14 protein-coding genes are annotated in these 14,807 nt (G+C 71.1%); 12 read left to right on the top strand and 2 right to left on the bottom strand.

The window, feature by feature from the left end:
* The first annotated feature begins 50 nt into the window (after nt 1-50).
* From ACIQPQ_RS16090 to ACIQPQ_RS16055, 8 genes are all read left to right on the top strand, one after another.
* On the top strand, nt 51-974 hold the full coding sequence (locus ACIQPQ_RS16090; protein WP_401304171.1) for an NADP-dependent oxidoreductase: 924 nt from the start codon (nt 51-53) through the stop codon (nt 972-974).
* A 73-nt stretch (nt 975-1,047) separates the two neighbouring features.
* Nucleotides 1,048-1,977 (top strand): AraC family transcriptional regulator, encoded by a 930-nt coding sequence (locus ACIQPQ_RS16085; RefSeq protein ID WP_401304168.1) that lies wholly within the window; start codon nt 1,048-1,050, stop codon nt 1,975-1,977.
* Nucleotides 1,978-2,498: 521 nt separating this feature from the next.
* The gene (locus tag ACIQPQ_RS16080; protein WP_401304165.1) at nt 2,499-3,494 is read left to right on the top strand and encodes a zinc-dependent alcohol dehydrogenase family protein; all 996 of its coding nucleotides are present in this window, start codon (nt 2,499-2,501) and stop codon (nt 3,492-3,494) included.
* 307 nt (nt 3,495-3,801) lie between these two features.
* Nucleotides 3,802-4,548 (top strand): SDR family NAD(P)-dependent oxidoreductase, encoded by a 747-nt coding sequence (locus tag ACIQPQ_RS16075; protein WP_401304162.1) that lies wholly within the window; start codon nt 3,802-3,804, stop codon nt 4,546-4,548.
* A gap of 191 nt (nt 4,549-4,739) precedes the next feature.
* Nucleotides 4,740-5,135, top strand: a complete 396-nt coding sequence (locus tag ACIQPQ_RS16070; protein WP_401304159.1) for an NAD(P)-dependent oxidoreductase — start codon at nt 4,740-4,742, stop codon at nt 5,133-5,135.
* Nucleotides 5,136-5,399: 264 nt separating this feature from the next.
* Complete coding sequence (locus ACIQPQ_RS16065) at nt 5,400-6,332, top strand: helix-turn-helix domain-containing protein (protein WP_401304157.1); 933 nt, start codon at nt 5,400-5,402, stop codon at nt 6,330-6,332.
* 172 nt (nt 6,333-6,504) lie between these two features.
* Nucleotides 6,505-7,287, top strand: coding sequence for a dioxygenase (locus ACIQPQ_RS16060; protein WP_401304155.1), 783 nt, complete (start codon nt 6,505-6,507; stop codon nt 7,285-7,287).
* Nucleotides 7,288-7,428: 141 nt separating this feature from the next.
* Nucleotides 7,429-8,376 carry a nuclear transport factor 2 family protein gene (locus ACIQPQ_RS16055; RefSeq protein WP_401304152.1) on the top strand — a complete coding sequence of 316 codons (948 nt, stop codon included), beginning with the start codon at nt 7,429-7,431 and terminating at the stop codon, nt 8,374-8,376.
* A 76-nt stretch (nt 8,377-8,452) separates the two neighbouring features.
* On the opposite strand, the gene ACIQPQ_RS16050 is transcribed toward ACIQPQ_RS16055, so the two are convergent.
* Together ACIQPQ_RS16050 and ACIQPQ_RS16045 are read right to left on the bottom strand one after the other, a co-directional pair.
* Nucleotides 8,453-10,192, bottom strand: coding sequence for a sensor histidine kinase (locus ACIQPQ_RS16050; RefSeq protein ID WP_401304149.1), 1,740 nt, complete (start codon nt 10,190-10,192; stop codon nt 8,453-8,455).
* 59 nt (nt 10,193-10,251) lie between these two features.
* The gene (locus ACIQPQ_RS16045; protein ID WP_401304147.1) at nt 10,252-10,950 is read right to left on the bottom strand and encodes a response regulator transcription factor; all 699 of its coding nucleotides are present in this window, start codon (nt 10,948-10,950) and stop codon (nt 10,252-10,254) included.
* Between the two features lie 123 nt (nt 10,951-11,073).
* On the opposite strand from ACIQPQ_RS16045, the gene ACIQPQ_RS16040 reads away from it, so the two are divergent.
* Genes ACIQPQ_RS16040 through ACIQPQ_RS16025 form a run of 4 tightly spaced genes read left to right on the top strand, consistent with a single transcriptional unit; the run spans nt 11,074 to nt 14,693 of the window.
* Entirely contained in the window at nt 11,074-11,682 is a 609-nt protein-coding gene (locus ACIQPQ_RS16040; RefSeq protein WP_401304144.1) for a hypothetical protein, read from the top strand.
* Nucleotides 11,666-12,790 carry a hypothetical protein gene (locus tag ACIQPQ_RS16035; protein ID WP_401304141.1) on the top strand — a complete coding sequence of 375 codons (1,125 nt, stop codon included), beginning with the start codon at nt 11,666-11,668 and terminating at the stop codon, nt 12,788-12,790. The genes ACIQPQ_RS16040 and ACIQPQ_RS16035 overlap by 17 nt, the downstream gene beginning before the upstream one ends.
* Nucleotides 12,787-13,503 (top strand): ABC transporter ATP-binding protein, encoded by a 717-nt coding sequence (locus tag ACIQPQ_RS16030; RefSeq protein WP_401304138.1) that lies wholly within the window; start codon nt 12,787-12,789, stop codon nt 13,501-13,503. The genes ACIQPQ_RS16035 and ACIQPQ_RS16030 overlap by 4 nt, the downstream gene beginning before the upstream one ends.
* On the top strand, nt 13,500-14,693 hold the full coding sequence (locus ACIQPQ_RS16025) for an ABC transporter permease (protein ID WP_401304135.1): 1,194 nt from the start codon (nt 13,500-13,502) through the stop codon (nt 14,691-14,693). Before ACIQPQ_RS16030 ends, ACIQPQ_RS16025 begins: the two co-directional genes overlap by 4 nt.
* Nucleotides 14,694-14,807: the final 114 nt, after the last annotated feature.

Raw genomic sequence — 14,807 nt, 5'->3', positions numbered from 1 at the left:
GGATCTCCGTACGTTGAGGGTGCCCCATCGGAACGGCAGGGAAGATCGTGATGAGAGCTATTGTCCAGAAGTCCTTCGGTGCGCCGGAGGTCCTTGAGGTCGTCGAGGTCGAACGTCCCCGTCTCCTGAGTGCCGAGGTGCTGGTCCGGGTTGTCGCGAGCGCGGTGAACCCGGTCGACGCGTCCGTGCGGTCGGGCGGTTACCGGCTGCTGGGTGAGCCGCCGTTCGGGGTCGGCTGGGACATCTCCGGCATTGTCGAGGAGGTGGGTGCCGGAGCGCGTTTCGCGGTCGGTGACGAGGTGTACGGGATGCCCTTCTTCCCGCGGGCCGCGACGGGGTACGCGGAGTACGTCGCGGTGCCCGGACGGCAGGTGGCGCGCAAGCCCGCCACGCTGGACCATGTGCACGCCGCCGCACTGCCGCTGGCCGCGCTCACGGCCTGGCAGGGGCTGGTGGACGCGGCGGGTGTCTCGGCGGGGGACCACGTGCTGGTCCACCGTGCCTCCGGCGGGGTCGGTCATCTGGCGGTGCAGATCGCGAAGGCGCGCGGTGCGCGGGTGACGGCGCTCGCCAGTGCGCCCCGGCACGACTTCGTCCGCTCCCTGGGGGCGGACCAGGTGATCGACTACCGGACCGCCGATGTCTCCGAAGCGGTCCGGGACGTGGATGTGGTCCTGGACTCCACCGCCCAGGGCACCCGGGCGCTGGGCCCGCTGCGGCCCGGGGGCGTCCTGGTGAGCCTGCGTCAGCAGGGCGACGCCGCCCTCGCCGCGGCGGTCACGGCGGCCGGGTACCGCTTCGCCGGGGTCACCGTGGAGCCGGACTACGCCGCGCTGGAGGCCATCGCCCAGCTCGTGGACGCCGGTCGGATCCGCCCGCATGTGCAGCAGACCTTCTCCCTCGCCGACGCCCCGAAGGCCCACGAGCTGATCGAGTCGGGCACCGTACAGGGCAAGATCGTCCTGACGCTCTGAACGCATCCCGTCGGCCGCCCCGCGTCGGGCGGCGGCCGGCACCGCAGTCACCCGAGAAGAGAAGGGAGCGGGGATGGACATCCTCACCGAGGCGTTGGCCTCCATGCGCACCGGCAGCCCGGCGTCGTGCCGTACGGTCGGCCGGGCTCCCTGGGGGCTGCGGCTGCCGCCGGTCGCGGGGGCCGGGTTCCATGTGGTGCTGCACGGGACGTGCTGGCTGGTGCCGCCCGGCGGCGTCGCGCCGATTCCGCTGGGTCCCGGCGACGTGGTCTTCGTGCGCGACGGGGCCAGCGTCGTCCTCGCCGACCAGCCCTCCACACCGGCGCTGGACCCCGCCACGAGCGAGACGGTCCACGGCGGCTCTCCCGTCGGCTCGCTCGTGGTGGGCGGCGACGGCCCGCCCACCAGCCTGCTGTGCGGCAACTACCACCTGGACCGCGGCCGGCCGCATCCGCTGGTCCAGCGGCTGCCGGAGATCATCCATCTGCCCGCGCGGCACGGCCGCCACCCCGAACTCAGCTCCACCGTGACGCTGCTGGGCGCCGAGCTGGACAACCCGCGGATCGGTTCCGACGGCATCATGCAGGCGCTGATCGACTCGCTGCTGCTCTACATCCTGCGCGCCTGGCTGGACGACCAGCCCGCGGACGCCGCGCGGGGCTGGGCCGCCGCCCTGCGGGACACCGCGGTGGCCCCCGCCCTGGACGCGATCCACCGGGACCCCGCGGCGCCGTGGACCGTCGAGTCGTTGGCCGGTTCGTCCGGCCTGTCCCGCGCGGCCTTCGCCCGCCGCTTCAGCACCCTCGTCGGCGAGCCGCCGATGGCCTACCTGACGCGTTGGCGCATGACCACCGCCGCACAGCTGCTGCGCGAGTCCGACGTCCCGCTGACCAAGGTCGCGGCACGCACCGGGTACGGCTCGGAGTTCGCGTTCGCCAAGGCCTTCAAACGTGAGTTCGGACTGGCTCCGGGCGGTTACCGACAGCAGACACGAGTGGCCTGACCCCGCCTCACCCCGCGCGCGGAGGGCAGGGCGACTACCGACCCGACCCGCCCCGACCGTGACCTGAGGAGCCCCGGCACCCGAGGACAGGCGCACACGCACCGCTGACCGGCTCCGCCACGCCGTTGCCGCACCCCGTCCGGCCACCAGCCACCAGACATCAGCCACACGGACCGCGCCGCGCGAACGCCCGGCAGTCGCCCCGGACCCACCCGGCCGAGGGCGGTGCCCGCCGATCCGCCCCGCGGCACCCACCCTCGCCGTCCCGGCTGCGCCCGGCGGCCGACCGAACGCGACCGCCGACCCCGTCGTGCGGCCGTCGGCTTCACCTCCCCGGACCCCAGCCGCGTCCACCCCTGCCCCGGCCGGCGGCCCGCCGCGCCCGCCGAAGGCCGATCGATGCCACACCGGCACACCGGCGGACCTCCGCTTCACCGAAACCACCGCGTCACCGAACCACCGCGTCACCGAACCACCGCATCGCCGTAAGTAAGCAATCAGGTAGGCAAGGAGCACTCACCATGGCCCAGGGCGTGCAGTTCGACCAGGTCGGCGGACCCGAGGTCCTCACGTTGCGGGAGGTGCACGTCGGCGATCCCGGTCCCGGCGAACTGCGCATCCGTGTCGACGCGATCGGACTGAACCGGGCGGAGGTCATGTTCCGAGAGGGCGTCTACGGCTACCAGCCGGAGTTCCCGCGCTCCGGCCTGGGATACGAGGCCGCCGGGGTGGTCGAAGCCGTGGGCCCGGACGTGTCCGGGTTCCGGCCCGGGGACCCGGTCGGGGTGGTGCCGGCGTTCCTGATGACCGGCTACGGCACCTACGGGGACCACATCCTGGTCCCCGCCGCCGCCGTCGTGCCCCGGCCCGGCAGCCTCGACCCCACGACCGCCGCCGCCGTATGGATGGCCTACCTGACCGCGTACGGTGCTCTTGCCGAGGACGGCCGCGTACGCCCCGGGGACCACGTCCTGATCACCGCCGCGTCCTCCAGCGTCGGCCTGGCCGCCGTCCAGACGGCCCGCCACCTGGGCGCCGTGCCCATCGCCACCACCCGTACCGCCGACAAGAAGCAGCCCCTGCTGGACCAAGGCGCCGCCCACGTCGTCGTCACCGAGGACGAGGACCTGCCTGCCCGCGTGAAGGAGATCACCGGTGGCGTCGGCGTCGGCCTGGCCCTCGACCCGGTCGCCGGACCCGGCGTCGAGACCATCGCCCGGGCCGTGGCTCCCGGGGGCCGCCTGATCGTCTACGGCGCTCTGGACACCCGCCTGACCCCGCTGCCCAACGCCCGCAGCTTCCCGGCCCTGACCACCCGTACCTACACGCTGTTCGAGGTCACCACCGACCCCGAACGACTGGCCCGCGGCGTCGCCTTCGTCCACACCGGCCTGGCTCTCGGCACGCTGCGCCCCGTCATCGACAGGACCTTCGACCTGACGGAGATCGTCGAGGCCCACCGCTACATGGAGTCCAACACCCAGGTCGGCAAGATCGTCATCACGGTCCGCCACTGACCCGCGGCGGACACCGCGGCAGCCGCCGGATCGAGGACGCCCGCCGCGAGGACACCGTGCTCCCCGCGTACACCCCTGGCGGGCCGACGCGCTGCGGCGCACCCCCGCGGCGCCCGGCGTCAGGGACCTCCGCGAACGGTGCTCCACAGGCATCAGAGCCCCCAGGCAAAGCAAGAACTGTGACTCGCGGGAAGGCGACCGCCTCCCCGCTTCCACGGCGGCCGGTCACACCACACCACCGGCTCCGCCTCCCCCGGACCGGACGCACCCGCGCCCGGCACCGCACGACAGAAATCGAGAACACGTCATGAAGAAGCCCGTCATCATGGTCACCGGTGCGCTCACCGGTATCGGCCGCGCCGCCGCCGTCGCCTTCGCCCGGGAAGGAGCCGACGTCGTCGTCATCGGACGGCACGAGCAGACCGGCAAGGACCTGGCCGAGGAACTGCGCGCCTTCGGCTCGGAGGCCGAGTTCATCAACGCCGACGTCCGCGACGAGGACGACGTCCGTTCCATGGCCGACCGGACCGTCGCACGCTTCGGCCGCATCGACGTCGCCGTCAACAACGCGGGCACCGAGGGCCGTCCCGGCCCGATAACCGACCAGAGCGCGGACACCTACAGCGCGACGTTCGACACGAACGTCCTCGGCGTGATCCTCAGCATGAAGCACCAGGTGCGCGTCATGCGGGAACAGGGAAGCGGCAACATCGTCAACATCTCCTCGGCCTACGGGCACAGCGGTGCCGCGGGCGCCTCCCTGTACGCAGGCAGCAAGCACGCCGTCGAGGGCATCACCAAGTCCGTCGCCCTGGAGGTCGCCGGGTCCGGAGTCCGCGTGAACGCGGTGGCACCCGGCCCGACCGACACCGGCATGCTGACGCGCTTCACGGGCACGCCGGAGAACAAGGCCGCCATGGCCGCGCAGATCCCGCTGGCCCGTGTGGGCCTGGTCGAGGAGATCGCCGCGGCGATCCTCTTCATCGCATCCGACGAGGCCGCCTACATCACGGGCCACATCCTCAACGTCGACGGCGGCCAAGGCGCCCACTGACCCGCTCCAGGCCGCCCGCCCGCCGGAAACGGTGCGTCACAGCCGGTGGAAGCACCGGAACGGAGCACCCCCACCAGCCGAGGCGGGCGGCCGGCCTGTGGCTCCATGACCCGGGCGCGCGGCGTCCGGGGCCGGGATGCGCACCGGCGTCGACACCGCCGGCAGCAGACCGGAAAGCCCCCGTACAACCGGTGGCACGCCCCCATGTGACGGTCATTGATCTTCCGGGGCTGGGCTGGGCTGTTCTGGCCTGGTGTTTCGCGTTTGGGGTGGGACTCGCGGGAGCGGCCCTCGACGTGTTCACCGACGAACCCCTGCGACCGGACAGCCCCCTCCTCGGCTGCGACCGCGTCCTGCTCTCGCCCCACCTCGCGGGCGAGACCGGGTCGGCGCACGTCCGTCTCCTCGGAGCCGTCCGGGACAACGTCCGACGCGTGCTGACAGGTTGGCCGTCCCGCCATACGGTCACCGACGCCCCGGCCCACCGAAACCCGGGCGGGCCACAGCGCCCGGCAGACGGTGAGCCGACTGCGCGGGGGAGCACGCCGGTCCGGCCGGCGCGGGATCAGCCGCACCCCGGTCCGTAGGGGATCGTGCCGGGTGCGCCGGACGGGGGCGGGGGACGGAACCGGGCTGCGGGCCGGTGCCTGTCGGAGGCCGGGGCGGGCCGTCGAATGCGACATCCCGCATCACGGTGGCAGCCCCTCCCGCCGGGCTCGGCCGGAGACCAGGACGCGGACGCTCGCGGTGAATGCTCCGAACAAGGGGGAGGGCCGCGCTCGTGCAGGAAAGGTGCTCACCGTCGCCGACTCGCAGGACAGAGGCCCCGGTGCACGGAAGCTACGATGGATATGAGCCGCATATTCCCATCGCGCAGTGAATACGAGAGCATCGTGTCGACACCGAATTCCTTCGAGGGCAATGGTAATACCATCCCCGGCTATGGCTTCAACTCGCCCAGGGCTACTGTTCCGAACTTCGAAATGATGGACCTGGACGATGTGCACGGAAGGGGGCGGGACGGGGCGCTGGAGCGGTTCCATCGCACGGATTTTCATGCGATCACGCTCATTTCCGAGGGTGCGGGGGAGCACACTGCCGATTTCGTCACGCATCCCTGCCGACCCGGCACGCTTCTGTGGCTCCGCCCCGGACAGGTGCAGCGTTTCGGCACTCCAGGCACGATGAGAGGCCCTCACCTGATATTCACTTCGGCGTTTCCCGTGCCCGTCTCGCCCGCCGACCGGCTGCTGCACGAGTGGTACGGCCAGGTGTGCTGGCAACTGGGCACCGGAAAGGAATACGAGGAACTGGCCGTCCTGATCGGTCAGATCCGCGGCGAGTTCGAGAGGCCCGACCGTGAGACGTCCTCGCAGATCCTCCAACTGCTGCTCGCCACTCTGCTGCTCCACATCGATCGACTGCCCGGCCGCGACGATCCGACCGAGTTGTCGGCCGAAACGGAGACCGTCTATTCGCGCTTCCGGGCGGAATTGGAGCGCTCGTACGCCACCACCCGCCGGGTCGAGGACTATGCCGATTCCTTGGGCTACAGCGTGAAGACTCTTTCGCGTGCCTGTCTGGCGGCTACGGGGAAGCCCGCGAAACACGTCATCGACGCCCGCGTCGTCCTGGAGGCACAGCGGCTTCTGGCACATACCGGGGAACCCGTCGCGGCAATCGCTCGACGTCTCGGATTCTCGGAGCCCACCAACTTCGGATCGTTCTTCAGCCGCCTGGCCGGGACCTCTCCCAAGGCCTTCCGTCAGCGGCAGGGCGGCTGAGGCGACTGACTCCCCGCAGACGGGACGGACGGTCTGGCTGTCCGATTTCGATCAGGTGGTGTCCCCTCAGAATCTCGCTTCCCTCCAGCGGCATCACGCAGGCTCTGAGTGCAAAGTGCGAAGCCCGGACATGCTGGGCGACGCGTTTTGACCATGCCGAAGGAGCAGCAAGATGCCTGAAGTCTCTGGGGTTCGCACTCCGGTGCTCTTCATCAGCCACGGGGCCCCCACCCTCGCGGACGACGCGATATGGACGAAGCAACTGTCCGGACTCGCGAGCGACCTACCGAAGCCCTCCGCGATTCTGATCGTCTCCGCCCATTGGGAGGAAGCTCCCGTCGCTCTGGGCGCGACGACGACGGTGCCGCTGATCCACGACTTCCACGGCTTCGAGCAGCACTACTACGACGTCCGCTATCCCGCCCCCGGCGCCCCGCGACTGGCGGACGCCGTGCATAAAATTCTGGGCGGGCGCGACACGCCGGTGCAGAGTTTCCCGGAACGAGGACTGGACCACGGCGCCTACGTTCCCCTCGTGGAAATGTTCCCCGAAGCGGACGTGCCGGTCCTGCAGATGTCCATGCCCTCCCTGAATCCTCAGGAACTCATGAGAATGGGCCAGAAGCTGGCCCCGCTTCGGGACGCAGGCGTACTCATCGTGGGGAGCGGCTTCTTCACTCACAACCTGAACGCGATCAATTTCGACAACAACGTCAGCTCGTTCATGCGGGAATTCGACGAATGGGGCCACCAGGCCCTGATCGCGCAGGATGTCGACGCCCTGCTGGACTTCCAGAGCAAAGCGCCCGCCGCGCACCTCGCACACCCCCGGACCGAACATTTCGCCCCCTTGTTCGTCGCTCTCGGCGCGGGTCACGAAGAACTCGACGGCGCGCGCACGGTGGTCGACGGCTTCTGGAACGGTCTCGCCAAGCGCTCGGTGCGCATCGCGTGACGGTCCGCTCACCGTCCGGGCATCGGTGACACCGGACGGCAGGCCCTACCGGCCCGTCGCCACGAGCGGGGCCATTTCCGGAGCGCATGCCGCGGGAACACCGCGGCCCACTCATCTCTTCAGACCTCACAGGAGCACAGAATGATCAGGTCGACCCGACTCGGTATTCTCGTCGGAGCCACATCACTGCTGGCCCTCACCGCCCTGCCCATCGCCTCGGCCCATTCCTCCGTCCCGGCCTCACCCGTGGCCGAGGCCGGACACCAGGACATCACCCACGGCACCACCGCCGCTCAGCAGAAGCGCGCCGTGCTGCGTCTCCTCGACGCCTATCGCACGGGCGACCGCTCGGCGTTCGCCGTCATCAACCCCGAGAAGTTCATCCAGCACGACCCGGCCCTCGGTGACGGCCTCGCCGGTCTCAAGTCCTGGCTGGCCTCCGCCCCCAGGGGAGCGATCTCCGTCGACCCGGTTCGCGTCCTCGTCGACGGGCCCTACGTGCTGGTCCACTCGAACACGAAACTGCCGACCGGCCGGACCGTCGCCTGGGACGTCTTCCGCTTCGAGCAGGGCAGGATCGTGGAGCACTGGGGAACCCACCAGCCTGCCGCGGGCCCGAACGGTGCCGGCCACACGGAGATCGACGGACCGACCCGGGTGGTGGACAACCAGCGGACGGACGCCAACAAGCGTCTCGTCTGGCAGGGAATGACCGAGGTCTTCATGCAGGGAGACTTCTCCCGCTACGGCGAACCCATCTGGAAGGCGGACACCTACATCCAGCACAGCCTGGGAGTCGCCTCCGACGGGGTCGCGGGAAGCAAGCCCTTCTACGAGTCCCTCGTCAAGACCGGAAAGCTGCGCGTCGACAAGATCAACAAGGTGTTCGGCGAGGGGAACTTCACTCTCGTCATAGGCCAGGGCAGCTACGAGGGAACGCCCTACTCGTACTACGACCTCTTCCGTCTCTCCCGTGGAAAGATCGTCGAGCACTGGGATGTGATGAACCCCCTCACGCCGGCAGACCAGGCGAAGAACGCCAACGGGCAGTTCAACTTCCCCCAGGACCCGCTCACCGATCACCGCTGACCGGCGCACGACGCCGCGGGCGAGGTCTCCACCCCCTCGCCCGCGGCTCCGGCGTACGCACCGTGCGGTGACCGGTTCACCCAGGCGGAGCCTGCCCTGGCTCGGCTCCGCCCTCGCCCCCGGCCGGAAGCCGCAGGAAGAACACCGAACCGACCCCGTGCGTGCTGCGCACGGTGGCCGAACCCCCGTGCGCCTGCGCGAGGTTGCGCACGATCGACAGTCCCAGACCGCTGCCGCCACTGCCGCGGCTGCGTGACTTCTCGGCACGCCAGAAACGGTCGAAGACGTGCGGCAGATCCGCAGGGCCGATACCGGCCCCCGTGTCCGCGACGGAGAACACCACATCCTCGGTGTCACGTTCGGCTCGAAGCGTGACGGTGCCCCCCGACGGAGTGTGCCGGACCGCGTTGGTCACCAGGTTCCCCAGCGCCTGCCGGACCCGAAGCGGGTCGCCGAGCAGTTCCCCGGGCACGGAGTCCGAAGCGACGACAAGAGACACCCCGGCCTGCTCGGCCTGGGCCAGGTGCGCGGTGGCCACCTGCCGCAGCAGTTCGGCGGCGTCGCAGCGCACCCTGTACAGCCTCAGCTCACCCGCGTCGGCGGCGGCGAGATCACGCAGGTCGTCGATGATGTGCTGAAGCAGCAGCGCCTCCTCCAGCAGCGAGCCGACGAGGGCACCATCGGCCGGGACGAGTCCGTCCTCGGCGGCTTCCAGCCAGCCGCGGATGTTGCTGAGCGGGGTACGCAACTCGTGGGCGACGTCGCCGACCATCTCGCGCCGCATGCGCTCCAGCTCCGCGCGCCTCCGGGACATCTCGTTGAACACCTCGGTGAGCCGACCGACCTCGTCCCGACCGGTGACGGGCACGGGCACGGCCTCGCCCACGTCTCTCATCCGGTGCGCCGCGACAGTGAGAGCCCGCAACGGGCGGACGAGGCGCAGACCCAGACTCACGGTGACGGCGACGCTCAGGAGGAGCACCGCGGCGACGACACCGACGACCCGGAGCCGGTTCTGCGGCGACAGGTCGAAGGCCGAGCCGGCAGCGCCCCTCGGGGAGCCGATGAAGAGGAGCGCGGCCGGAGGGACGTAGGAATCGAGCTGCTGGCGGCGCCCGCTGTCGAGACAGGTGGAGACAAGCGCCGGATCGGGGGCACCGGCGCCCGCCCCGACCCAGCTCAGGTCGGGATTCAGGCGCACCGCGCCGGCGCCGCGCCGCCGCAGGCAGTCGTCGACCAGCGTGTCGAGCCGGCCGAGGGCGACGGCCTCCGTACGGGTGGGCTCGTCCAGGCCGTCGCCGCGACAGCGCGGCCCGTCGTAGTCGGCGGCGGTGACACGGGGCCGACCGCTGGGTGTCGTGGTGATGGTCACCTCGCCGCCGACGGCGCCGCGCAGACACTCCGCACGACGCTCGGCGAGGGTCCGCAGGCGCTGACGTTCACCGGCGGTGAGCCGGAAGGGGCCGACGACGCGCGGGTCGATGCGGCTGTCTCCGGCCTTGCCGGAGATGCCCGTCTCCACCGCGAGCGCGTCCACGGTGGCCGAGGCTCGGGCGGGCAGGGGACTGGCGCCGGGCCGGGCGGAATCGGCGAGGACCGCGCGGTTCTGCGTGGCGAGGGCCACCCGATGGCCGGTCTCCCGGGCGAGTCTCTCCACCAGGGGCTGCGCCCCGGACCAGTCGGTATGGTCCACCGCCCACGTCAGCAGGGCCTCGTAGGTCCGGGAGTCCTCCGAGATGGCCTGGCCCTGCTCCTGCTCGATGGCGCGGGCCGTGACGCGGGTCGCGAGCCACGCCGTGGCCACGATCGAGCACATCGAGATCGTGACGGAGAGGACGAGAAGCCGTGCCAGAAGGCTACGGTGCCGGAGGCGGCTCATGCCTCGTCGGACAGGACGTAACCGACGCCGTAGACCGTGAGCAGGCGCGTCGGCCGGGCGGGATCGTCCTCGATCTTCCGGCGGAGATTCATGACGTGCGTATCCACGGTCCGCACGGTGAAGTAGCCCCCGGTCCCATGGAGCCGTCCCAGGATCTGCTCGCGGCTGAAGACCTGACCGGGCCGGTCGGCAAGTGCCGCAAGGAGCCGGAACTCACCCGGTGTGCACTCCACCAGCACCCCGTCGCACCACACCTGGTGGCGGGCCGGGTCGATCCGAAGGCCGCCCACCACGAGCGCGGGTTCGGCCGGCGCCTTGCGCCCCTCGGCGGGACGGGCGCGACGCAGCAGGGTCCGCACCCGCGCGGTCAGCTCCCGGGGACTGTACGGCTTCGACATGTAGTCGTCGGCGCCGAGATCCAGCCCCAGCAGAAGGTCGTCCTCCGTGCAGCGCGCGGTCACCATCAGGACCGGAAGATCCGACTCACGACGCAGCACACGGCACACGTCGAGCCCGTCCACGCGCGGCATCATCACGTCGAGCACGAGGAGGTCCGGCGCGTCCCGCCGCAGAGCCTCGAGGGCGGTCCGGCCGTCGTGGACGATCGAGACCGAGTAGCCCTCATGCGTGAGGTAGACGCGCAGCAGTTCGGCCTGCTTGGCGTCGTCCTCGGCAACCAGTATCCGAGCGTTCATGGCAGCGAGTATAGGAACGCCGTCCGGCGGATTCCCCGGCCCGCGGCGGCCGGTGCGGACGGGGACAGGAGGCCCAACGCTTCCTGACACGAATCCCACATTCACCGACCACCATCAAGCCTCATGAAACCCCTTTCCCCTCTCGTCCGCCTCACGGTCAGCGCCGCCCTGCTGGGCGGCACGGGTCTGCTCACCGGGTGCGGCGGGACCGACGGCGGGGGCGAGTCGCACGCGGACCGGAAGAACGACGTCGCCTCCCTGGAATCCCCCTCCGCCCCGAACGGGGAGGGCGGCGAACCGGAGCGCTCCCCCTCCGCGGCCTCCGAGCAGAGCAGGCCGCAACTCCGGCTGGACAGCAGCGACGCGGAGCGCGACCAGTACTGGAACGCGTACGCCTCGTGCCTCAAGGAGCACGGGCACAAGATGATCCTCTCGCGGGGGCCGTACTCCGTCGACCAGAACGACGACAGCCCCACGGCACGCGCCGCCGAACGCACCTGCGCGGGCAAGCTGCCCCTCCAGCCGCCGGAACTCGACCGCGACAAGAACCCGCACTTCGCCGACGACTGGCGTGCCTACATCACATGCCTCAACAAGAAGGGGCTCAAGGTCGTCTCGCTGCCCGACAACTCGGGATGGAACTACTCCGGCGAGCAGACCCTGAGCGAGGAAGCGCAGACCACGGTCGACAAGGCCTGCACGCTGGAGGCGTTCGGTGGAAAGAACCACTGACCACCGGATGCCCCGGCGACGGCGGCGTCCTCGTCTCACTCTCGCGCTGGCCGTCGTGCTGAGCGCGGGCGCGGTCAGCGGGGCAGCCGCCGCCCTGCACGCGCAGAAGGCCCCTCACACCACGTCCGACCAGCCGCTGCACCTCGACACGGTGAAGGTCACGCGAAGCGACCTGTCCTCCAGCCAGTCCCTCCCCGGCACACTCGGCCACGGCCGCGCGTTCACCCTCAAGAGCAAGGGCACCGGAACCCTCACCGAGGTGCCCGCTCCCGGCACGCGGGCCGCCCGGGGCAAGGCGCTGTTCTGGGTGGACGACCAGCCCGTCCCGGTCTTCTTCGGCGGTACCCCCTTCTTCCGGCCGCTGGACAGGCCCGGGATCCGCGGTCACGACGTCCGGGTCCTCGCGGACAATCTGCGGGAACTCGGCTACGCCGTGGGCGAGACGGTCACCAGATCAGCCTCGCCGCTCCCCCCGGGACAGGCCGAGTTCACCTCCGCGCTGAGCGACGCGCTGAAGCGCTGGCAGCACGACACCGGGCAGAAGGCCACCGGCACCCTCTCCCCGGACCGCGCACTCGTCCTGCCCGGTCCGGTACGGATCGAGACCGTCACCGCGCTGCCCGGCGACCCGGTCGGCGCCGACGTGCTGACGTACACCACCACGGCGAAGACGGTGGCGATGAAAATGGACGCCACCGACGCGGGCGCCGTGCGGAAAGGGCAGGCCGTACTGATCACGCTCCCCGACGCCCGTGTCGTCCCCGGCAAGGTCACCGCGGTCTCGCCGGTCGTCCAGGGCACGACGGCGCAGGGCCCGGACGCGCAGACCGAGTCCCCCACGGTCGTGGTGACCGTGACGCCCGAGGACGCCGACGGCCTCAAGGCGTTCGACTCGGCGTCCGTGCAGGTCCGCTTCACGACCCCGGGGCGCAAGGACGTCCTCGTCGTTCCCGTCACGGCTCTGCTCGCGCTGCGGGAGGGCGGGTACGCGCTCCAGCGGACGGACTCCTCGCTCCTCGCGGTCACGACCGGCATGTTCGCCGACGGACTCGTCGAGGTCAGCGGTCCCGGCATCCGCGAGGGCCTGGTGGTGGTGACCTCCTCATGAGCACCACCGCTGCCGCCCTCACGGTCCACGAGGTCACCAAGACCTATCCGGGCGGCGTCACGGCCCTGCACGAAGTGTCGCTCACCGTCGCCGAGGGCGAGCTTCTCGCCATCGTCGGCCCCTCGGGGTCCGGCAAGTCCACCCTGCTGCACATCATGGGGACGCTGGAACGGCCCAGCAGCGGTGGCGTCGACATCGCGGGGCACGGGGCCGCCGGACTGACTGACCGTCAACTGTCTGCCGTACGCGCCCGGTTCCTCGGTTTCGTCTTCCAGCACTTCCACCTCATCGACGGCCTCGACGCCGCGGAGAACGTCGCCACCGGTCTGCTCTACGCGGGCGTCCCACGACGGCGACGCCGCCCACGCGCCGAGGAGGCACTCGCGCGCGTCGGTCTCGCACACCGCACCCGTCACCTGCCCCGGCAACTCTCCGGCGGCGAGCGACAGCGTGTGGCGATCGCCCGCGCCCTGGTCAACGAGCCCGCCCTGGTCCTCGCCGACGAACCGACCGGTGCTCTGGACAGCGCCAACGGACAGGCCGTGCTCGAACTGCTCGTCGGCCTCAACGCGGAGGGCACCACCATCGCCGTCATCACGCACGACCTCGACATCGCCGCCAGCCTGCCGCGCGCGGTACGGCTGCGGGACGGCCGGATAGCCTCCGACACCGCCGGCCCGACGGCTACGACCCACGTGCGGGGGTCTGCGTGAACCGCCCTGTCCGCCTCCCCCTTCTCGACATCCTGCGCCTCGGGCTGCTCGGCCTGTCCACCCGTCGCGCTCGGGCCGCGCTCTCCGCGCTGGGTATCGCCATCGGCATAGCGACCCTCGTCGTCGTCACGGGCATCCCCGCCTCCAGCCAGCGTGCCCTCCTGGCAGAACTCTCCGCGCTGGGCACCAACATCCTCCGCGCCCAGCCTCAGACGGACGCGGGCGCCAAGGCGCTGCTGCCGGAGTCGGCCGCCGCGGCGGCGGCCCGTATCGGCCCGGTCACCGGTGCCACCGCCGTCGCCAATACCCATGCCACGGTGCGCCGTTCCGATCTCGCCGACCCCAACGACTCGATCGGGCTGACCGTCCTCGCCACCCGGACGGACCTCCTGGCCACGATCGGCGGTAGCCTGCGCTCCGGTCGGTTCCTCGACAGCGGGACGGAGAACTTCCCCACCGCCGTCCTCGGGACGCGTGCGGCCGTACGTCTCGGCATCGCCACGATCGTCCCCGGTCACGAGCCGCTCGTGACGATCGGGAAGCACCGTTTCAGCGTGATCGGCATCCTGCGGCCCATGCCGCTCACCCCGGACCTGGAGACAGCCGTCCTGGTCGGCTGGCAGGCCGCGAAGGACACGCTCTCCTTCGACGGACACCCCACTGTGCTCTACGTGAAAGCGGTCGAATCGCGCATCGAGGCGGTCCGCGACGTCCTGCCCGCGACACTCAACCCGGAGCTTCCCGGAGCGGTGCAGGTCAGCCGCCCCTCCGACGCCCTCGCGGCGAAACGGGCCACCCAGCACTCCTTCTCCGCGCTCTTCCTCGGGCTGGCGGGAGTCGCTCTCCTCGTAGGCGGTATCGGAGTCGCCAACACGATGATCGTCTCCGTGCTGGAGCGGCGCCGGGAGATCGGGCTACGGCGGGCGCTCGGCGCCAACCGGGGCCAGATCCGGGGCCAGTTCCTGACCGAGTCGGTGGCCCTGGCGGTCCTCGGCGGAGTCGTCGGCACCGCCCTGGGCGCCGGGGTCACCACCGTCTACGCCCTCTCCCGGTCCTGGCTGCCCGTTCTCCCTCCCGGCGCGCTCGGCGTCGGTCTGGGCTGCGCGATCGTCGTGGGTGCCGTCGCCGGTGTCTACCCCGCGGTCCGCGCCTCCCGCCTGCCGCCGACCGAGGCACTGTCGGCGGTGTGAACAGGCATCCCGTACGAGGCCGGTGCCGCGCTCCCGGCTGATGCGCGCCGCCGGAGACGGACGCGCGACCCGGGTCGGGGCTCGTGGGCCGCGGACTGTGGGCTCCGGGCGTGA

It is taken from the genome of Streptomyces sp. NPDC091281 (genome assembly GCF_044757425.1).
Lineage (GTDB): Bacteria > Actinomycetota > Actinomycetes > Streptomycetales > Streptomycetaceae > Streptomyces.
This window is presented reverse-complemented; position numbering and strand designations above follow the sequence as displayed.

Coding starts and splice junctions, on each gene's coding strand:
- ACIQPQ_RS16040 (WP_401304144.1), top strand. CDS start 11,074: ATGAAACCCCTTTCCCCTCTCGTCCGCCTCACGGTCAGCGCCGCCCTG.
- ACIQPQ_RS16060 (WP_401304155.1), top strand. CDS start 6,505: ATGCCTGAAGTCTCTGGGGTTCGCACTCCGGTGCTCTTCATCAGCCAC.
- ACIQPQ_RS16065 (WP_401304157.1), top strand. CDS start 5,400: ATGAGCCGCATATTCCCATCGCGCAGTGAATACGAGAGCATCGTGTCG.
- ACIQPQ_RS16080 (WP_401304165.1), top strand. CDS start 2,499: ATGGCCCAGGGCGTGCAGTTCGACCAGGTCGGCGGACCCGAGGTCCTC.
- ACIQPQ_RS16030 (WP_401304138.1), top strand. CDS start 12,787: ATGAGCACCACCGCTGCCGCCCTCACGGTCCACGAGGTCACCAAGACC.
- ACIQPQ_RS16045 (WP_401304147.1), bottom strand. CDS start 10,950: ATGAACGCTCGGATACTGGTTGCCGAGGACGACGCCAAGCAGGCCGAA.
- ACIQPQ_RS16085 (WP_401304168.1), top strand. CDS start 1,048: ATGGACATCCTCACCGAGGCGTTGGCCTCCATGCGCACCGGCAGCCCG.
- ACIQPQ_RS16090 (WP_401304171.1), top strand. CDS start 51: ATGAGAGCTATTGTCCAGAAGTCCTTCGGTGCGCCGGAGGTCCTTGAG.
- ACIQPQ_RS16055 (WP_401304152.1), top strand. CDS start 7,429: ATGATCAGGTCGACCCGACTCGGTATTCTCGTCGGAGCCACATCACTG.
- ACIQPQ_RS16075 (WP_401304162.1), top strand. CDS start 3,802: ATGAAGAAGCCCGTCATCATGGTCACCGGTGCGCTCACCGGTATCGGC.
- ACIQPQ_RS16050 (WP_401304149.1), bottom strand. CDS start 10,192: ATGTGCTCGATCGTGGCCACGGCGTGGCTCGCGACCCGCGTCACGGCC.